At 33.7% G+C, this 19,481-nt stretch carries 17 protein-coding genes; 5 read left to right on the top strand and 12 right to left on the bottom strand.

Annotated features, from left to right (window positions below):
* Positions 1-272 precede the first annotated feature (272 nt).
* The 3 genes from ACZZZA_RS12355 to ACZZZA_RS12345 form a co-directional block, all read right to left on the bottom strand.
* On the bottom strand, positions 273-737 hold the full coding sequence (locus ACZZZA_RS12355; RefSeq protein ID WP_463432168.1) for a helix-turn-helix domain-containing protein: 465 nt from the start codon (positions 735-737) through the stop codon (positions 273-275).
* Between the two features lie 131 nt (positions 738-868).
* A complete protein-coding gene (locus ACZZZA_RS12350) occupies positions 869-1,120 on the bottom strand; it encodes a hypothetical protein (protein ID WP_463432166.1) in 252 nt (83 codons plus the stop codon).
* A 590-nt stretch (positions 1,121-1,710) separates the two neighbouring features.
* A complete protein-coding gene (locus ACZZZA_RS12345; RefSeq protein WP_262988999.1) occupies positions 1,711-1,902 on the bottom strand; it encodes a cold-shock protein in 192 nt (63 codons plus the stop codon).
* A gap of 418 nt (positions 1,903-2,320) precedes the next feature.
* Here ACZZZA_RS12345 and ACZZZA_RS12340 point away from each other — a divergent pair, with 418 nt between their 5' ends.
* Together ACZZZA_RS12340 and ACZZZA_RS12335 are read left to right on the top strand one after the other, a co-directional pair.
* Positions 2,321-2,659 (top strand): response regulator, encoded by a 339-nt coding sequence (locus ACZZZA_RS12340; protein ID WP_463432162.1) that lies wholly within the window; start codon positions 2,321-2,323, stop codon positions 2,657-2,659.
* Positions 2,660-3,049: 390 nt separating this feature from the next.
* Positions 3,050-3,409 (top strand): prevent-host-death protein, encoded by a 360-nt coding sequence (locus ACZZZA_RS12335; protein ID WP_463432160.1) that lies wholly within the window; start codon positions 3,050-3,052, stop codon positions 3,407-3,409.
* Positions 3,410-3,591: 182 nt separating this feature from the next.
* On the opposite strand, the gene ACZZZA_RS12330 is transcribed toward ACZZZA_RS12335, so the two are convergent.
* The 5 genes from ACZZZA_RS12330 to ACZZZA_RS12310 form a co-directional block, all read right to left on the bottom strand.
* Positions 3,592-4,203: a DUF4142 domain-containing protein gene (locus ACZZZA_RS12330; RefSeq protein ID WP_463432158.1), complete on the bottom strand. Its 612-nt coding sequence runs from the start codon at positions 4,201-4,203 to the stop codon at positions 3,592-3,594.
* Between the two features lie 263 nt (positions 4,204-4,466).
* Positions 4,467-4,919: a ferritin-like domain-containing protein gene (locus ACZZZA_RS12325; protein ID WP_463432157.1), complete on the bottom strand. Its 453-nt coding sequence runs from the start codon at positions 4,917-4,919 to the stop codon at positions 4,467-4,469.
* Positions 4,920-5,132: 213 nt separating this feature from the next.
* Positions 5,133-5,651, bottom strand: coding sequence for a DUF2911 domain-containing protein (locus tag ACZZZA_RS12320; protein WP_463432156.1), 519 nt, complete (start codon positions 5,649-5,651; stop codon positions 5,133-5,135).
* A 23-nt stretch (positions 5,652-5,674) separates the two neighbouring features.
* Positions 5,675-7,366 carry a sodium:solute symporter family protein gene (locus ACZZZA_RS12315; protein WP_463432155.1) on the bottom strand — a complete coding sequence of 564 codons (1,692 nt, stop codon included), beginning with the start codon at positions 7,364-7,366 and terminating at the stop codon, positions 5,675-5,677.
* 100 nt (positions 7,367-7,466) lie between these two features.
* On the bottom strand, positions 7,467-9,968 hold the full coding sequence (locus ACZZZA_RS12310) for a PIG-L family deacetylase (RefSeq protein ID WP_463432153.1): 2,502 nt from the start codon (positions 9,966-9,968) through the stop codon (positions 7,467-7,469).
* 348 nt (positions 9,969-10,316) lie between these two features.
* Between ACZZZA_RS12310 and ACZZZA_RS12305 the strand changes: the two genes are divergently transcribed.
* Positions 10,317-10,976, top strand: coding sequence for a DUF6766 family protein (locus ACZZZA_RS12305; RefSeq protein WP_463432151.1), 660 nt, complete (start codon positions 10,317-10,319; stop codon positions 10,974-10,976).
* A gap of 58 nt (positions 10,977-11,034) precedes the next feature.
* Here the strand turns inward: ACZZZA_RS12305 and ACZZZA_RS12300 are convergent, their stop codons facing one another.
* Both ACZZZA_RS12300 and ACZZZA_RS12295 read right to left on the bottom strand, forming a co-directional pair.
* A complete protein-coding gene (locus ACZZZA_RS12300) occupies positions 11,035-11,415 on the bottom strand; it encodes an amidohydrolase family protein (protein WP_463432149.1) in 381 nt (126 codons plus the stop codon).
* The gene (locus tag ACZZZA_RS12295; RefSeq protein ID WP_463432147.1) at positions 11,381-12,367 is read right to left on the bottom strand and encodes an amidohydrolase family protein; all 987 of its coding nucleotides are present in this window, start codon (positions 12,365-12,367) and stop codon (positions 11,381-11,383) included. Before ACZZZA_RS12295 ends, ACZZZA_RS12300 begins: the two co-directional genes overlap by 35 nt.
* A gap of 97 nt (positions 12,368-12,464) precedes the next feature.
* Between ACZZZA_RS12295 and ACZZZA_RS12290 the strand changes: the two genes are divergently transcribed.
* A complete protein-coding gene (locus ACZZZA_RS12290; RefSeq protein ID WP_463432145.1) occupies positions 12,465-13,433 on the top strand; it encodes a helix-turn-helix domain-containing protein in 969 nt (322 codons plus the stop codon).
* A gap of 324 nt (positions 13,434-13,757) precedes the next feature.
* Here the strand turns inward: ACZZZA_RS12290 and ACZZZA_RS12285 are convergent, their stop codons facing one another.
* The gene (locus ACZZZA_RS12285) at positions 13,758-14,192 is read right to left on the bottom strand and encodes a cupin domain-containing protein (RefSeq protein WP_463432143.1); all 435 of its coding nucleotides are present in this window, start codon (positions 14,190-14,192) and stop codon (positions 13,758-13,760) included.
* Positions 14,193-14,337: 145 nt separating this feature from the next.
* Positions 14,338-15,078 carry a helix-turn-helix domain-containing protein gene (locus ACZZZA_RS12280; protein ID WP_463432141.1) on the bottom strand — a complete coding sequence of 247 codons (741 nt, stop codon included), beginning with the start codon at positions 15,076-15,078 and terminating at the stop codon, positions 14,338-14,340.
* 497 nt (positions 15,079-15,575) lie between these two features.
* Here ACZZZA_RS12280 and ACZZZA_RS12275 point away from each other — a divergent pair, with 497 nt between their 5' ends.
* Positions 15,576-19,478: a response regulator gene (locus tag ACZZZA_RS12275; protein ID WP_463432139.1), complete on the top strand. Its 3,903-nt coding sequence runs from the start codon at positions 15,576-15,578 to the stop codon at positions 19,476-19,478.
* Positions 19,479-19,481: the final 3 nt, after the last annotated feature.

The following is a 19,481-nucleotide window of genomic DNA, read 5'->3' as shown; positions in this document are numbered from 1 at the left end:
ACAAACGTGTAAAAGTCAGTTAATATTAGAAAATTATATGATTAACATCCATAAAACCAAAACAATAAACATATTATATTAAGAAACAGTTACGAAAACCAAATAATTAATAAAATGAAAATTATGGACTATTTTATTTAATATCATAATTTGCAATAAACTATTCATAGCATAGCTTTTATTTAAAAAAATATCTGAAATTTTATTGGAATAATTTGAATTCAAATAAAAAAAACGGGCATTCTGTAAGATTTTTACAATTTTACAATCCTTTACACTAACATCAATCTCATTTCTGATGGTTTTTTGCCTGTATGCTTTTTTACGAAATTGCTAAAATTACCTTCATCATTGAATCCCATTTCATAAGCTATTTCAGACAGTGTAGAATTTGAATATTTTATTGCTTTTTCGCATTCAAGCTTTATTTTTTCAATAATAATTTGCTTGGCAGATTTCCCATATACATACTCAGTCATTTCAGTCAGTCGTCTTGGAGATATTTTAAGCTCATCTGCATAATACGAAACTTTTTTGGCATGCTTAAAATCTCGCTGAAGCAAAATCTTAAATCTGTTAACATGAGAGACAAACATTAATCTTTCATCATTTTCCGCCTGCGGGCAGCCAATGTGCAAAAAGGCATCCAGTATCAGAGCTTCTATAGCATTATGAGCTGCAGAAATATAAAGGCTTTCGTTTCTATCTTTAAAATTCGATAATCTATCGATTAACATAATGTGATTGTATTCGATATTTCCAAAATAGGGCGCAATGAAAATTTCTGACTGATAATTGAAAAAAACCTGGGAGTTTAAAAAGATACTGTCTTTGGTAGACCGGTCATAAAAATCTGACGAAAAAGCAATCACATAAACCTCATTATTCCGTACATCGCCAAACTCGACATCCTTCTGAGGGCAGCTATAAAAACAGAATTACCTGCCTGTACATCATACATCTTGTCTGCTACTTTAATTCTGAAATCACCGGTTACTATAAAAATACAGTAATAATCTAAAGTATTAAATTCTCTCTGATAATTATTTCGTTTAAGAATATCACTTAGCAGATTGATGCTAAAGCCTATTTTATGAAGCTGATTTGTTATTGTGTACATTAAATCTTTGGTCCTTAAAATGGTTATATTACAAAAATACAATAAATAATACATTATAAACAACCAAGTAGCAACATAATTAAATTTATTACTCATTTTAAATAGATATATTATAATATAAATATTACAAATACAATTTATGTTGCAAAGCCACGAACTCAATTATGAAAACTCACGGACACAAAAACATCACTCAAAAATGATTAAAATAAAATTGATTTTAAAAAACCAAACATTACAAAAATATATTTTATTAAATAAAATTAATAAATGAATCATGTTAAATTATAATGTGGAAAATTTTAATAAACCTGAGATCTGCTATATTCTATTGGGATAAATTTTAGGAAAGATATATAGTAAAAGGTATGATAATGCTGCTAAAAAAGGAAATGCAATATCCTAGGTCACTGATAAAAGAAATATTTACTAATAAATAAAAAGCCAGAAACAGGAATGGAAATAAACATCAATAACGACAACAAAATTTGTCATCTGCCATTAAAATATGATCTGGTCATTAAAACAAAAAAAGCAGATAAAATAATTATCTGCTCTATATCACGATTGAAGATTAGTATCTTCAGAAGTTAAGCTACTCTAACGTTAACTGCGTTAACACCTTTTTTACCATTTTCTAAGTCATAAGTAACAACATCGTTTTCACGAATGTTATCTACTAAACCTGAAGTGTGTACGAAAATGTCCTGACCACCATCTGTTGGTGTAATAAAACCAAATCCTTTGGTATCGTTAAAGAATTTTACTGTTCCTTGTTGCATTGTATATGTATTAATTAATGAATATTCTATTTTTTTTGGATCATTAAAATCCGTTTGCTTTGATATTTAAATCAAAACGATAATAATTTATTTGTGTAAAATATGGATGAATTTAATTTAAGAGTTTAAAATCTTAAAAGGTAGTACACCTAAGTCTTAGTAACAAAATTGAACGTCTTTCTTGTGAATGCTGATATAAAAGTAAACTTAAATTTCAGAATATACAGATATCTGCCTTATTATTCGACAAATGTAAAACAAATATTTTAATAAACAACTATTTAATTAAAAAAACTTTGAAATTTTCAAAAAAATCTAATGATGGATTATATATACTGCATATTCATTCAAATATTTCTATAAGTATATGGATTGGCTTTGTTTTTGCCAAGCTATGGGTATGAAAACAATTTTTATCGTGGAAGATGAGACAGGCATCAGAGATGCATTACAATTGCTCTTATCATTTGAAGATTATGATGTACGCTCTTTTGCAAGCGTGAAAGCATTTAATGAACGAGATGCATCTGCTTTGCCTGACGCTTTTATTCTCGATGTCATGTTACCTGACGGATTAGGAACAGATCTTTGCAATCAATTGAAAGAAAATCCGGAAACTTCTAAGATCCCTGTCATTATTATCAGCGCTCATGCTAAAGCAGACAACGTTATTAATGTATGTAATGCAGATGAATTTATACCGAAACCTTTTGATATTGATGATGTTCTTCTTAAAATAAAAAAATTAACTGATTAAGTTCGATTTTGATATTTATGAAGTTCATTTTTTTATAATTATAATTTTATTGCCAAGAGTTTTTAATAAAACCTGAGCCAATATTTTCAAATTTTATTTTTAATTGCCATAAAAATTATTAATTCTAAAATCTCTGAAAAAAGATAAAAAAGTTAGTGAAATTAATTCAATTTTTGATAATCAAAAATAAAATACTATTTTTGATTATTTTTGTGTAATTTTTTTATTTTAATTAGAAACAACAAATGGTTTGAATGAGATTACTAAATTATTATTTATTTAACCGGACATGTTTTAAAACATAATTTTAAAAAAAAAGAATTATTATATTTCTGCCTTTAAATAAAAGGTCAAAAACCAGTATACAATCATTTTTAGTACAAACAATTTATGAATTATAAACTTGAGCTCCACAAACAGGAACCTCACTCAAAGATAATATTTAACACCATTTTATTCGATTCGTTTAAAGTTAATATCATCGAACGATACATGGGAAAAATGAATTTCAATCCAAAATTGATTGAGGTTTTGATAAAAGTAAGAACCTTAGATGATCAGCTCATTAAGAAAAGGGACGGTAATATAAGAGTACGTTTGAAGGGAGATGATTTTAATATATACGAGCAGTTGGTAAAAACATTGAGCTCATATGATTATAAAAACAGATTAATAAACAGAGAAGCTTCCGAACAGGATTTTGTCCATTTTATTTTGAGGTTAGTTATATCTAATTATGAATTGTACTAAAGAATTTATCAGCTTAAAAATTAATTTTAAATAATAAGCAATTATAAATTTTATTCAGTCTGAAGGCAAATCAAATTTCTGTTCCTATTTATATGCTCAGAAATTATGAAAACAAAAAAAGTCCGTATGCACAAATAATGTGATACGGACTTTTAAAATTTATTAGGATATATGTTACAGCTTTATTTTAAAGCGGCTTTCACTTTTTCAGATTCCATTAAATGATGTTCTAATGTAGGAAGAGTTTTCTGAGCAAAAGTTTTCACTGAATTGTCAGAACCTTCTGAAGCTTCTTTCTTGAAGGCTGCGATATCTTTTTTATGATCTTCTACCATAAGATTTGCGTACATCTTATCAAACTCACTGCCTTTTTTCGCTTTCAAATCATCATGCATCTTTTGTTGATCAGCATCTAATGAAGTTGGGAGTGTATAATTTACAGATGATGCCCATTTTTTTAGTTCTTCATTTGCTTTTCCGTGATCTTTTACCATCATTGCACCCAATGATTTCACTGAAGCATTTGTACCATTAGTGGCTGCAAGCTCACCCATCATGACTTCCATCATACCGCCTTTTGCTGCGGCATCAACAAATTTTTTGTCCTGATCGTTCAAAGTATTTTCGGTAACACCAGAATTAGATACTGTCGCAGAATCATTACGTGTCATCGGAGAATCGGCAGGTAAAGACATATCTGCAGAATCTGCTGAGTTATCAACTGCCGTAGTTTCTTTCTTGTTACAAGCTGCTAAAGCAAAAACTGCCAACATAGTTAAGATTGAATTTTTCATAAAAATTTGATTTGGTTAATTATGGAGCTGTATTTTTCTCACTCCGCACAAACTGTAACAATTTGTTTGCCAAAAATTTAATAATAAAGACATTATGTTTCAAATAGCCTGTAATAGATCCAAATATTCTCCTTATCAATTTAAAAGTGAGTATAACGTTGAATCAATCACTTCAAAAAAATGAAAATCCCCCTGAAAAATGAATTTCAGAAGGATGTAATAAAAATGTATTGTATATACGTATACATTTTAAAATCTAATTTTTAGTCTGTAGTTTTTTCCAGACTTTGAAATTTGTTATACGAAGATTTCAGTTGCTCCAGCTGATCTGCAACTACAACAGTACTTTGAGGACACAATTTATCACTTTGTAATGCTTCCTGATAAGCTGCAATCGCTGACTTTTCTCCGAATACAACATTCTCTAAAGTTGCTTCAGGATTATCTCCCGCAAAAGCATTTTTAACATCAATCCATGTTCTATGGATTGCTCCTGCTGTGCTTGATGTATCATCAGGCTCTCCTCCACGCTCAGTAATCAGCTCAATGAGGTCAGATTTCATTTCTTGGGATTCTCTTACCATCTGTTCATAATCGCTTCTCAGAGGTGAGTGTGTTTCCCACACTTTATCTTCTACTTTACTGAATCCTTGAATTCTGTCATTGGTAATGTTTAATAAATCGTTTAAAACTGATATCGTTTTAGTACTGTCCATAATAATATTTTTAAGTTATTATGGTGTAGTATTTACAACTGTCATACCATCAATTGAATTTTCTGATCATTTTATCTCATTTTCTTTAAATGTTTTTTGTGAAAGCAATTCAATACCAATAAGGCAATTTACAAGAGTACTCTTTGGTACAAGATCAGATTTTAAACAAAAAAAATCCCGGATTAACGGGATTTTAATATTTCATATTTACATTTATTTTATATTTACTGGAACTGAGATTTTATCCCAATCCATGGTAAATCCATTGCTGTTTACTTTATAAACCAACGTTTCCTGTTTTGCCTGTAAAGTTTTTGTTTTAACATCAACACGCAGAGCATCTTTAGCTTCTTCGTATTTATAAGCGCCCCATTGTTTTGGTTCTTTGTTAAAAACCGCAGTCCATGTTCCGCTTTCTTTAGGAATTAAGAAAAAGCTATATTTACCTGCAGGCAGTTTTTTACCTTCAACGGTAATATCTTTATCTGTTTCGAAAGTAGTTGCGTCATTTGCACCCGCACGCCAAACTTTGTTGTAAGGAACTAGTTCGCCCCAAACTTTACGCTCTTTTACAGAAGGACTGTTGTAGGCGATTGTAATGGTTGCCTCGTTAATTTTTCCCGTTGCAGTAGCTGCAGGACTGGCAGGTTTTTTATCCTCCTGTGCAAATGCATTGACAGACATCGTCATTGTAGCAAAAACTACAGCAACAGTTTTAATCATTGTTTTCATAAAATTTTTGTTTGTTTGTTCGTTTACGAATTTACTGCTTTCGGTTTATAAAACAGTAATCCTATAGTTGAAAATATAATAACTGCCGCTGCCCCGATTACATTAAGCCATAGGAAAGAAACGATATCGAATTGATAAACGGCAATCACTGTAATTTCTGATAAAATTGCAGAAATAAATACATTCTTCCCATTGATTTTTTTATAGTAAAAAGCGACAAGAAAAATCCCCAATATTGGGCCGTAGAAAAGAGAGCCCAATATATTCACTGCTTCAATAAGAGAACCCATCTGAGTGGCAAACATGGCTACGCCGATTGAGAAGATACCCCAGGCTAAAGTGTGCAGCCGACTGTACTTCAATTCGGTTGCATCGTCTGGAATTTCTTTTTTAAATATCAAATGAACATCTTTTAAGGAGCAAGCGGCAAGAGAATTCAGCGCTGCAGAAATTGAACCCCAGCTGGCGAGAAAAATGACGGCAAACAGTAAACCTATCATCCCTACAGGTAATGTATTTTTTACGAAATACAGGAAAATATAATTGGTATCCGTTTTCTCAGCATTATAGTTTGAATGATTGATCGCTTCCTCTACCCTGCCGTGAAGTGCTTTCACCTGAGTTTGTGTGTTTTTAAAATCCTCAATTTTATTATTAAGTTGCGGAGAATGAGTTTCCTTTAAGTTTAAAATTTCTTTAGATTCTGAATTAAATTTGGACTGCAAATCCTGATGTTCTTTTTCAAAAACCGCAGCCTGTTCAGGCTTTGTTTCCTTTAAATATTGATAAGACCGTTCGTTAAAATAAATCGGAGCCGGCTTTAGAGAAAAGAAAGCAAAAAGCAAAGCACCGATCAGGAGAATAGCAAATTGCATCGGAATTTTAACCAGTCCGTTCAACAGCAAGCCCATCTTAGCATTCGTATTGTCTTTCGCCGTAATATATCTCCCGACCTGGCTTTGGTCAGTTCCGAAGTAAGAAAGAGCCAGGAAAAAACCGCCAATCAATCCGCTCCAGATATTGTATTTATCTTTCCAGTCAAATTCTGTGGTGATTACATTAAGCTTTCCGGATTTCCCTGCCAGATAAAGTGCATCCTTAAAACCAATTCCATTCGGCATATTTTGAATAAGCAGATAACCTGCAAAAGCCATGGTTCCCAGAATGATAAGAAACTGTATTTTTTGAGTATGAGCGATCGCTTTTGCACCGCCTACATAGGTGTAAATCAACAGAATACCACCTGTCAAAACATTGGTTAAATAAATATCCCAGTTTAAAACGCTTGATAAGATAATACTCGGAGCGTAAATGCTGATTCCCGTAGATAAGCCTCTGGAAAAAAGAAAAAGCAGTGAAGTAAGCACCCTTGTTTTTTTATCAAAACGGTTTTCCAGATATTCATACGCGGTGTAAACATTTAATCGCTGGAAAATCGGGATAAAAGTAATGCAGATCACAATCATCGCCAATGGCAGACCAAAATAATACTGAACGAAACGCATACCGTCTATATAAGCCTGTCCCGGTGCTGAAAGAAAAGTAATCGCACTTGCCTGAGTAGCCATAATACCTATCAACACAATGTACCAAGGCATTTTATTATCTGCTTTCAGGTAGGTTTCGTTGCTTTTTTGACCACGACCGATCAATACGCCGTAAACAACCACTGCAACAAGTGTAACAATAAGAACGGTCCAATCTATCGTACTCATGCCCAGAATTTAGTAAATAAATAATAAAATGCGATCTGTAATACTAATGCAACCGCCAATAGTATGTACCAGGTATTCCAGTTTTTAAGTTGATTGTTCATCAGTTTTTCTGTGCAGATAAAAAGTTTAAAAATAAACGTGCCGCTCCGACATTTCCCGCAGGCAACTGTCTGAAAAATGCCAACGGTGTATAAATAAAATTACCTTTTCCGTATTTTGCATATAAAGTTGATCCCTGCAGAGGCTGTTCACCAGTATCGTGCATTTCAAAAAGCGGTTCATATGCAGCATCCCATTGATCAGGAAAATAGGCGCCACGCTCCTGTACCCAACCATTAAAATCATCAGCAGTAATTTTGTTCGGAAAATTCAGTAATTGATGATTTGGATTTAAAAATGTAACCTCAGCATTTTCTTCGGTAACCCGCTTATTTGCAATGCTGAAATTGTACATTCCCAATTGGTTAACAGTTGTATCCTGATTGGTGTTATACTGCATCACCAGATTACCCCCGGCTTTTACATAAGACCATAAAAAAGGCATCCAGCGAGCTAGCTTTTTCTCTGTGTTATTGGCACGAACCCCCAATACGATGGCATCATATTGCGACAGCTTGTTTTGACTTCCATTTCCAGATTCATCTAATTTGCCATAAAAGTCTTCATCTTTTAAGACATCCACCTGAATCCCTGCAATACGCAGGAACTCAGGAATGAAATCGCCTGCACCTTGTATATAACCCACTTTTTTAACCTTTGCCTGAATATCGCCCTTCATTACAGTTACCGTTGCAGGTGCAAAATATTGTAAGGAAGATAAATGCGGATACTGAATTAATATCTGTTTTTTATTATAGGTGATTCCATCAGCAACAAAATTAGCTTCCAATTGTAGCTGATTCGATTTTATTGAGGAAAGTTTAGTTTTTGGAATGATATAATCAACCGTAAAATATTTTCCATTGATCGATTTTAAATCACCACCTCCAAGTCTTTCTCCATTAAACATCAGGTTTACTTTTCCATTATTGAAGTTTTTATCAGAATTCACCTTAAAATTTAGACTTATATTCAAATCTTCATTTTCTTTAACTAAATAAAGAGGTTGAGTAAATTTCAGTTCCAAGGCTGGAATAATTCTTAAAGCTTCAACCACATCGCCACGCACGGGGTCTAATTTCTTGAAAGATAAAGGAAGTTTAACCTGAAACTTTTCCGAACCAATTTTTAAATCAAGCAAAACATTCAGTGGTGATTCAGCATCCGGTAAACCGATTAAAGTATCATTGGGAACAGAGAAAATTGCTGCATTTGTAGCTGGCTTTGCTAACCAGTAAGGTTCTGTAAGCGCAGCATCAGCAGGAATCTGAATATCATGCTGAATGGTAATTAAAGAATCTTTTGAGAGTTTCCTGCTTAAATTTTCTGACTGATTTAGCCATTTTATATTTTCTAAAACGACAGGATTTTCAGCTCTTGAAATCAAATTTAATTTGAAATTGTAATGGTCTCCGGCAACAGCTTCAGCCTGATTGGTCATTACTTCACCCATGAAGCCTGCACAACTTAAAATAATATTATCGAGAAATTTAATTTTATCCTTTTTTAAATCTGAATCTTTCAATGCCATCACTTTTTTTCTTAAAACAAGCAAAGCAGGCAAGCTCAGGTCAGGTTGATTAAAATTGAAAGCGGAAATAATTTTATCCAAAGATTGGTCGATATCAGGATTTCCTTTTGCGGTCCATGTTTTAACAACTCCGTCAAAAAGTGATGCTTTGGCAGGCTCGCCAACAACATGGGAAAAATATTCAGTTTTGATACCGGCTACAGACTGCGTTCCCGCACCCTGGCTTTTATGTAAACTTCTGCTTAATCCTGCCAGTTCACCATACCCCATTCCCAGTTGCGCATCATATTGCCCAACGGTAACTTTCATTTGATTTTCAGCAGTCGTATTGACCGAACCAAAGCGGAAAGTATTCCATAATAAGCGTTTTGGTTGCCATACATTAACATATTTTAGTTGATTGGGAAAAGCAGTTTTATCACCTGCCAGCTTAAAAGCTTTTTCAGCAATCACAGCCGATGCTGCATGTTGTCCGTGACCTGCAGCAGAAGTTGGCGGAAAACGACATATGATCACATCAGGACGGAATTTACGGATGACCCAAACTACATCTGCTGTAATGACATCTGCATCCCATTGTTTAAATGTATCGGTGGTATTTTTAGAGAACCCGAAATCAATCGCACGGGTAAAAAACTGTTGGGCGCCGTCTAACTTTCTTGCCTCTAAAAGCTCATGCGTTCTGATTAAACCCAATGCAACACCCTGCTCCGTGCCTAATAAATTCTGACCGCCATCACCTCTGGTTAAAGACAAATAGCCCGTTTCTACGTTTTGGTCGTTGATTAACCATGAGAGTAATCCTGTATTTTCATCATCCGGATGAGCAGCCAAATATAAAACTTTAGGAATATGTTTAAGGGTTTTGAGGTCACGGTAAATTTCAGATGATTTTGAGGGCCGAACCTGTTGGGCCGAACAAAAACCCGTATAAAAGCCAAGAATAAATACAATGATTACTTTTTTGAACATTTGAATTTGCTTTGCGAGGCAAATATAAGTAAATCGTTCTTTCTTTTAACCATACAGCCAAAACCAAATACTGAAACTTCTAATTCGCTGTTTCCTAATTCTTTTTTGCATAATTTTTTTAAATTGTTTCTAAAGCTGATTTTAATTTCTAAGTATAAAATTCCAAACTGCCGTTCTATTAAAAGCAGTTCAATGGGTATTGTTGAAGTAAGATTTTTAAAACGTTTTAAACTCACAAAAATGGAACAATAAATGATCAGAATCGAGGATCTGATAGAAAAAAGTGCAGGATAAGCTTCACATTTATTGAAAAAATTCTTATATTGAACCTAATAAAACCACATCATAATGACAACCAACAAAAACAATTTCTTTAAGAGAAACGGTCTCAGCATCGTAATTGTTATTTTATTCTTATTGTTTCTCAGCTTTCAGTTTTTTACAGGGTGGTACGTAAAAAATGATGAACTTTCAGAAGATCATTTGCCTACTCTTACTTACCTGCAATATCTAAAAAGCCCACATTTTATACAGGCCACTTTCGAGAATTGGGAAAGTGAATTTCTTCAGATGGGAATGTACGTGCTCTTTACAGTTTTCTTAAGACAAAGAGGATCTGCCGAATCCAAATCTATTACAGAAACTGAAGACGTAGACAAAGAACCGGTTGCTCATCAAAATGCACCCTGGCCTGTAAAAAAAGGAGGTATTATCTTATCAATTTATAAACATTCGCTTTCTATTGCATTCGGGATTTTATTTTTGCTAAGCTTTATTTTTCATTTTATCGGAAGTTTCAACAATTATAATGAAGAGCAGATCTTAAAACATATGCCCACAGTGACACGGAATGAATATTTTCTTAATTCTCAGTTCTGGTTTGAATCTTTTCAGAATTGGCAGAGTGAATTCCTTGCTGTTGCATCTATTGTTTTATTATCAATATGGTTAAGAGAAAAAGGATCGCCCCAGTCAAAGCCTGTGGATAAACCTTATGATGAAAATTAAATGTAAATCTTTAGAGGGCACTATGAATATCTATAATCGGATTAAGATCACAGCTAAATTATTTGTGACAAGATTGACCCTGTTTCCAAACACCTACTATGGATAAAGTATCTGTAATATTTTCGGTAGGATCGCCTTTTACTAAAAGTAAATCAGCTCTCATACCTTCTGCAATAATACCTCTATCATCTAAACTGAATCTTTTTGAAGTAACTGACGTTGCCGAACTTAAAGCATCAATAGGAGTTAAGCCTGCTTTAACCAAAAGCTGCATTTCGTGATGAACACTTACTCCATGAGCAAGACCTCCAAGATGTGCCATTGGTACGGATACGTCTGTACCCACCAAGATATCGACACCTGCATCAAATAAATCTTTTACATTATGGAAATTATCCTCCATGTTACCTGACGGGAAAGTATTGAAACATGAGCACATGGTCATTTTCCAATCTTCGTCCAGCTTTGTTTGTACTCTTTCGTCTTGAGCAATATGACAAGCTGAGTTCCCGATTATAGATGAATTCATGAACCAGGCAAGGCGTAACAAAAATACCTTTATCTGCAATAGATTTAATAAGATCCGGAGTCCATTCAGGTCTGTCTATAAATAAGTGAGCGAGTCCATCCACGCCAACCTCGACCGCTGTTTTTGCGGCTTCAGCAGTTAATACGTGTGCAATTGCAATTTTACCTAATTTATGAGCTTCATCTACTGCCGCTTTCAGCACTTCAGGTCTTATCATTGGTAAACCTGGCGCATTCATAACAGTTCCTTCCTCAATCATTATTTTGAAATAATCGGCTCCGTTTTCCATTTGTTGATTTACAAATTGCACTGCACCTTCAATGGTTGTAACATCTGACTTAACCTCATCATCTTTGTTGCTCTCTTCGAAAGAAGTTATAAAATCCTGTTTTTCCTGCTCTGTCATTTTCTCCATCTTTTTCAAAATAAAACTTGGTATGCCGTCTTCTTTAGGAATTAGCTCGTCAGGATGTCCTCCGGGAGCTGTGAGAGCCATTCCTGATGAACGGACATCAGCAACATTCCTCCAATCTTTTATCTGCATTTCACGACCTTTTTTTGTCATACCGCCTTGCATTTCCAATTCAGTAGTTATTCCGAATTTCAATGCGTGTGCAAGTGAATCTTCTGAAGTATGCACATGAGCATCAATTAATCCTGGAAGTAAAGTAGTCCCTGTACCATCAATGATCTCAGTATCACTTTCAGAAAAAAAACCATCATTCATTTCTAACTGCTGTGGTGTAAAATCCAATATTTTTAAAATTTTCCCATCTTCAAATAATACCGTTTTAATACCCAATACTCTAGTTCCATCAAATACATTTGTATTGATGATCGCTGTTTTTTTACTTTTTGTCATTTCTTTTGAGGTTTAAAAATTTATAACACAAAGATAATTTCAAATTAACAGGCATAATACCTATATTTGACAACATAATAGCTGTAAATGGTCAAATATGGTAGAGCTACAATTAAAAAAAGAAGCAAGCTTTTTAGAAATTTTCGCCAACTTACTGGGTTCCGAGGTTAAAAATGGAATCTTGGAGATACCAAAAGATAAAGGAGCCGGTTATTTAAGGGGTTTCCGACTGGCTAATTCTATTGATATGATTGTAAGTGCTTATGCATTTAATGATGATATTGTGGTTAAAAGATTTGGGAATCAGAGTACACTGAATAAAGTTATTTTTTCATACAATAATATTTTCCCTGACATGAATTCCACAATAAAGTCTACAACAAATGATTTACCCACTATCCAAATTGTAAAAGGTAAACTGAATTTTGAAACCTTTTATCCTGCGAATACTAAGATCAAATCTATTTTTATAGGAATTGAGACTGGCCGCTTATTAAGCTTTTTAGATTCGAATAATGATAATGAAATTTTAAGAAATTTAATCGACAGCGAACAAACAATTTTGTTTGAAGAATTGGTTTCGCCCAACATCCAGAAGGTCGCTTTAGAAATTTTGGAATCAGACATTCCTGATTCTTTAAGTGACTTCTACTTTAGAATAAAAGCAGAAGAATTAATATGTCTGACCCTAAAAGAGCTTTTAAAAAGAGGACATTATAAAATGTATGCGCTTAATGAAAATGATGTTAAAAAGATTTATCATGTCAGAGACAAAATTTTGAGCGAGCTCAATAAAGCACCTGTCATTAAGGAATTTGCGAATCTAAGTGGAATGAGCGAGTCTAAGTTCAAAAGATTATTCAAACAGATATTTGGAGATAGTTTCTTTAGCTATTACCAAAAGTTTAGACTAAGAGAAGCGGCAGTTCTGTTAAAAGAAAATAAAATGACCGTATCAGAAGTCGGCTACAGCTTAGGGTTTTCTAATTTAAGTCATTTTGCAAAAGTTTTTGAGGAACATTATGGTATCAAACCAAAATCGTTTCAGAAAAAGCAGGTTACTTAAACTATTATTTTTTTTCTTTTTTTCATATCTAATAAACAGTTGTTTTGATAATATGCTCCAAGCCGAAGTTATTGTCTTTCAGGATGATCTTTAAGTTTTCCCTTCATAGTTAGAAAGTAAAAAAGAGGGCTTGCAATGAAATTTTATATTGCACGCCCTCCGAAAAAGTTTGAATTTATTTTTATTAGCGTTTTCTTAGTCCTAAACAAATTATGATGATCACAACAAACAATCCCACGATATACCACCACGAGAAACTTGTATTAACTTCGAAACCTGATACCAGGTTAATATTGAGCAGTGTATAAAGTGAATTTTGCATTATCAATCTTTTTTTGATACCGTATTTTCTTTTTTCAAAACGACAAGAGGCTTTCCTTTTTGTACTATATAAGTTGCTAGTTCAGATGCTTTTTCCTTACCGATATTTTTAGCTGAGTGGTTTTTTCCTGCAGGAATAAAAAGCACTTCTCCGGCTTTAAGCACTACAGGTTGCTCTCCCTCAATTACATATTCTAATGAACCCTGTAAGACATTAATAATTTCCTCTCCTGGGTGCAAGTGCATTCCGAAAGCTTTTCCCGGCTCAAAATCAACGCGAACCTGAATGGCTTCGTAACCTGCGGCACTAAGATCATGTCGTTGAAGTTCAGTACGTTTAATTCCTGCTGTTTGTGCCATTGACTTATTAGGGATCATACAGAAGATAAAACCTGAAATTGCCAGCGCATTGGATAAAAAATTTTTAGATGTTTTCATAATTTTATTATTATAAGTTAAAAGAATCATTTTTAATTAAACCCTATTTTCGTCTTAATTGCAACTATGATGAGGTTAATAAATTAGGATATATTATTGGTTAAGTATGATGATTCATTCGAATTACAATACTAAAATAGGGCTTCTATAATACTGATAATTGTATAAAACGGTCATTTTTATTCTTGGCGAGTTCTGTTGGAATTACTCCGGCGAATTTTTTAACATTTCGAATAAAATGGGGCTGGTCTGAAAAATTCTGCTCAGGATATAAAATTCCGTTTTTCAAATGGTTAAATGAAGCTTTAAATCGCAGAATATTACAATATGTTTTTAAAGGCATTCCGAAATGATGGTTAAAATAGCGATTGATTTGCCTTCTATTCCATGAAACTGCTTTAGATAACTCTTCAACGGAAGAAGTACCGCATGACGAATATATCAGCTTAAAGAGTTGCCTTCTTCTATTATCAATTTTCACATCTGCCTGCTGTTTTATTCTAGCAGTAGCTTTGGCACAAAATGAATCAAAATCTGTGATGTCATCTTCAAAAATATCTAAAAATCCATTGGTCAAAAGTTTTGACTTATTGAGAAGACCGGAAATTGTCTCATGTAATAAATATTCAACGGCTAGAAGATTAAGACTTATAGCAAAAATTTTTGCTTTGGCTTTTAGGATTTTAATTGCTGGTTGATCCTCCAGTCCCATTAAGATTACCTGAAACGGTTCCGAAGCAGAACAATAGAAAAATACATCTATTCTTCCATCTGGAATGACAATAATTTCTTTCTCTTCATCAGAAGGGTTTTCAAGAAACCAAAAACTTTCCACAAACTCGTAAATATCTTTATCTGGTTTTTGTATTTTGTACTTGTCAGCCAATAGTCTTAATTTTAAAATTATATTTAGACATCATTTTTCGCAAAACCGTTCAGCATCAACGGTTGAGTAAGTAAATATAATTAAAATAAACTTTCATCTACGAAATCACAAATTGCTGTGAATCTGAAGTTAAGAAGATAGATAATTAACAAATCACTTTTTTCATAGAATTCAAGGAGAAAAATTATGTCCTTTTTACTTAAACGATCCGCAATATCTTCCAATCGGCATATATAATCTTGCTCCGTTGTTCAAAAATCATGTATTGTATTTTTTCTTGAGATAATGGTACCCTGTTTTTGTTGCACTTACATTCAAAAATCAGTACCTATATCTGAATATGCAATATGATTTCTGCAGAAAAAGAATTTATGGCATTTAGTGTGAAATAATTTGTAATTTCGGATAAATATTAAAAATTCTTGCTTCATAATAAATAAGCTTTCAAATATAAAGAATTAACAACATTTTTAATAGCTAAAATAAATCGCCGATTTATGGATAAATATCCAATGCCCTCCAACGAGAACGAACGGATCAATAAACTGAAGTTCTTTGATCTGTTGAATTTAAAAAAAGATCCCCAGTTAGATATTTTTGCTGAAGCAGCATGCTTAATTACAGACTGTCCTGCCTCTCTTATCGGTATGATGGAAAGTGAAACACAGGTCATCCAAAGCTGCATAGGGCTCGCTTTTGATTCCGTAGACAGAAGAAGCACTTTATGCCAATACAGTATTGCAAGCGGAGAGGTTGTCGTTATTGAAGACACATTATCAGACGAGAGATCATCGGAGAATCCCTTAATACTGGAAGGTGGTATCCGTTTTTACGCAGGAATCCCTCTAATAGATGATGAAGGTTTTGCATTAGGAACTTTGTGTGTTATTGATTTTAAACCTAAAACATTAAGTGAGAAACAATTAAATGTCCTTCAAAAAATTGGAAGTGCTGTCACAAATCTGCTAATAGGAAAAAGAAAAAACATTGAAGCCGAATACTTTCAGCAGATCTTCAATATTTCCAATAATCTGATCTGTGTTCTAGATAACAGTTTGATAATCAAAGATATTAATCCTGCTTTTGAAAATATTTTTAAGAGTAGTAAAATTGAAACTGCTGGTAAAAATTTATTAGATATTGTAGGTGAAGACTATATTGAATTACAGTCGTTGGTTAAAAATCTGTCTGATAGTGAGGAGGAAATTAAATTTTCAACATCAACAAAAATTGAGGATGTATCAATTACGGTAGAATGGTATTTAAAACAGAATCAAAAAAAATCTGAGATTTTCTGTTTTGGAATTAATATTACCCAACAGATCGAAGAAAAACAGAAACTTGAAAGCTCAGAACGTCGCTTCAGAAGCTTTTTCGAAAATGCAATCGGATTGATGAGCATGCATGACATGCAAGGGAACATCCTTGCTGTGAATGAAAAAGGGAGAAAGACACTTCAATATTCTGCAGACGAAGTTAAAGGATTGAATTTAAAAGATCTCGTTCCTGAAAAAAACTGGCCACTACTTGCAATGTATCTTGAAAATATCCACAATACTCAGGAAGATCTAGGAACCATGATTCTTAAATCTAAGAAAGGAGAAGAAATGGTCTGGATGTATCATAATCTGGTAGATACCGACAAAGAAGGAATGCCATACGTAGTGAGTACAGCTCTGAATGTCACCGAAAGAATGGCGCTTGAAAAAGATTTGGTGTACACCAAAAAAATGCTGGAACAAACCAGCGCAGTAGCACAGGTAGGTGGCTGGGAAGTTAATCTTAAAACCAATACTGTCATGTGGTCACAATCTACCAGAGAGATTCATAAAATAGACCAGTCATTTCAGCCAAGTTTTGAAAATGCAATAGGATTTTATAGTGAAGAAAGCAGAAAAAAAATAGAAATATTATTTGATAGAGCTGTACAGAAAGGGATACCTTATGATGAAGAGCTACGCCTCAAACGTAATGATGGAGTTATGATATGGGTAAGAGTAAAAGGAATTCCTGAGTTTGATGATGGTGTATGCACAAGAGTGTACGGAATTATCCAGGATATCGATAAATTCAAAAACATTTACCTCGAATTAGCTACAAAAGAGGCTATGCTTCAGTCATTTGTCACCTATGTTCCTACTGCGGTGGCGATGTTTGATAAAGATCTCAACTATCTGTCAATAAGCAGCAGCTGGAAAAATGAGTTCCAGATGCATGATGCAGAACTTATAGGAAAAAATATGTTTACTGTCTCGCCCAATGTGCCGGAGGATAGAAAAAGAATATATAGAGATGCGCTGGCTGGTAAAACTTACATAAATAAAGATATGACTTTGGAAGTTCCTCATAAAGAAGGATTACAACATTATAATATAGTGGTAAGTCCCTGGTATCTTTCAGATGAAGTTATGGGTGGCGTTATTGTTTCAGCACAAAACATTACAGAGTCGGTACGAACCAATGAAGAGCTTAAAAATGCAAAGCAGATGGCAGATATCGCCAATAAAACCAAGTCTGAATTTTTAGCCAATATGAGCCATGAGATAAGGACTCCGTTAAACGGTGTCATTGGTTTTTCTGATCTTTTGCTTCAAACTCCGTTAAATGAAGTACAAACACAGTATCTCAATTACATTAATGAGTCTGGTGAAAATCTTCTGAATATCATTAATGACATCCTTGATTTCTCTAAAATTGAATCAGGAAAAATGGAGCTTTTGATAGAGAAAGCCAATGTTTATGATATGGTGAGCCAGGTCATCAATGCAGTTCTATATCAGTCTCAGAAAAAAAATATCGAACTTCTTTTAAATATTGAACCGGGATTGCCAGATACAATTTGGCTTGATGAAACACGATTGAAGCAGATTTTAATCAATCTTCTTGGGAATGCCGTGAAATTTACAGAACACGGTGAGATAGAGCTTAAAGTAGAAAAACTGAATTCAGACGATAAAAATATAAAATTACGATTCTCAGTTAGAGATACCGGAATTGGTATTCCATTAGACAAGCAGAAGCATATCTTTGATGCTTTCACTCAGGAAAACAGTTCTATCAGCAAACGTTATGGAGGAACAGGACTCGGACTTACCATTTCGAATAACATTTTGAAATACATGGGAAGCAATCTTACTTTAGTAAGCGAACTTGAAAAAGGTTCTGTTTTCTATTTTGATATTGAGATTCCTTATGAAGTTTCTGATCAAGACGAAGGTGAAACACTGAAAATCAACAAAGTTCTTATTGTTGATGATAATGAGGCAAACAGGCTTATTCTTCAGCATATGCTTGCTTATAAAAATATAGATTCTATGTTAGCCGCCAACGGAATGGAAGCTCTTCAGATGCTTTTAGCAGGAGAGCGTTTTGATATTATTTTGATAGATTACCATATGCCGATTATATCAGGTTTGGAAACAATCGAAAAAATAAAGCAGCTATTTAATGAACAAAATGAGGTCTCCCCTCTCGTTATTCTTCACACATCTTCTGAGGAACATGACGTTATTAATTCATTCAGAAAGGAAGAAAGCTCCTATTTTCTACTAAAACCTATTAAATCTGAAGAATTGTATAAGACGTTACGACGTGCAGTTAAAAGTTCAGAAAAAGATCTGGCTGTTGCTAAACCGCTGCAGAAAGAAGAACATTTACTCATGCCTTCTCCAAATGTTTTGCTTGTAGATGACAATCCTGTTAACATGGTTCTGAATAACAAAATGATGAAATCATTGATTCCGGATGTAAAGCTAACAGAAGCAACTGATGGATTGCAGGCACTGGAACATTGTCGTGATCAGCTTTTTGACATAGTATTAATGGATGTACAGATGCCCGTAATGGACGGTATCGAAGCCACAAAGCAAATCAGGTTATTGCCAGAATACACCACAGTTCCTATTATTGGCGTGACCGCAGGAAACGTTTTAGGTGAAAAAGAAAAATGTCTGAGTTCGGGAATGAATGACTTCCTACCCAAGCCTCTTAGACAAAATAATCTTTTGGAAATGCTGAAAAAATATATTGGCACTGGCTTTCAGGAATTATCGGAAAATCTACCACAACCTGAGACGTATCTGGATATGAATCTTCTGAGTGAGCAAATGGGTGATGATGATGATTTTAAAGTCATGTTTTTAAACTTAGTGATCCAGGAGCTTGAGCAGGCTAAAGAAAATATGCAATTACGGATAAGAGAAAGCAATTCTGAAGAGCTTAAGAAGATTCTTCATAAGCTAAGAGGAACTGCCGGAACTGCCGGTTTGATTAAACTTATGGAACAAACTGCCAATTGGGAGAAATCCATTGGAGAAAACATGGATTATAGTTCTATGGAGCACGACATACTACATGAAATAACGGTAGGATTACAATTAATCAGAAATTTAATTCAATAAAAA

This window comes from Chryseobacterium sp. AC405b (genome assembly GCF_979258685.1).
Note: the sequence above shows the minus strand (reverse complement) of the source record. Positions and strands in the feature narration are given on the sequence as shown.

Coding starts and splice junctions, on each gene's coding strand:
- ACZZZA_RS12305 (WP_463432151.1), top strand. CDS start 10,317: ATGACAACCAACAAAAACAATTTCTTTAAGAGAAACGGTCTCAGCATC.
- ACZZZA_RS12310 (WP_463432153.1), bottom strand. CDS start 9,968: ATGTTCAAAAAAGTAATCATTGTATTTATTCTTGGCTTTTATACGGGT.
- ACZZZA_RS12330 (WP_463432158.1), bottom strand. CDS start 4,203: ATGAAAAATTCAATCTTAACTATGTTGGCAGTTTTTGCTTTAGCAGCT.
- ACZZZA_RS12275 (WP_463432139.1), top strand. CDS start 15,576: ATGGATAAATATCCAATGCCCTCCAACGAGAACGAACGGATCAATAAA.
- ACZZZA_RS12345 (WP_262988999.1), bottom strand. CDS start 1,902: ATGCAACAAGGAACAGTAAAATTCTTTAACGATACCAAAGGATTTGGT.
- ACZZZA_RS12335 (WP_463432160.1), top strand. CDS start 3,050: ATGAATTATAAACTTGAGCTCCACAAACAGGAACCTCACTCAAAGATA.
- ACZZZA_RS12300 (WP_463432149.1), bottom strand. CDS start 11,415: ATGTGCTCATGTTTCAATACTTTCCCGTCAGGTAACATGGAGGATAAT.
- ACZZZA_RS12295 (WP_463432147.1), bottom strand. CDS start 12,367: ATGACAAAAAGTAAAAAAACAGCGATCATCAATACAAATGTATTTGAT.
- ACZZZA_RS12315 (WP_463432155.1), bottom strand. CDS start 7,366: ATGAGTACGATAGATTGGACCGTTCTTATTGTTACACTTGTTGCAGTG.
- ACZZZA_RS12355 (WP_463432168.1), bottom strand. CDS start 737: ATGTTAATCGATAGATTATCGAATTTTAAAGATAGAAACGAAAGCCTT.
- ACZZZA_RS12285 (WP_463432143.1), bottom strand. CDS start 14,192: ATGAAAACATCTAAAAATTTTTTATCCAATGCGCTGGCAATTTCAGGT.
- ACZZZA_RS12325 (WP_463432157.1), bottom strand. CDS start 4,919: ATGGACAGTACTAAAACGATATCAGTTTTAAACGATTTATTAAACATT.
- ACZZZA_RS12290 (WP_463432145.1), top strand. CDS start 12,465: ATGGTAGAGCTACAATTAAAAAAAGAAGCAAGCTTTTTAGAAATTTTC.
- ACZZZA_RS12350 (WP_463432166.1), bottom strand. CDS start 1,120: ATGTACACAATAACAAATCAGCTTCATAAAATAGGCTTTAGCATCAAT.
- ACZZZA_RS12320 (WP_463432156.1), bottom strand. CDS start 5,651: ATGAAAACAATGATTAAAACTGTTGCTGTAGTTTTTGCTACAATGACG.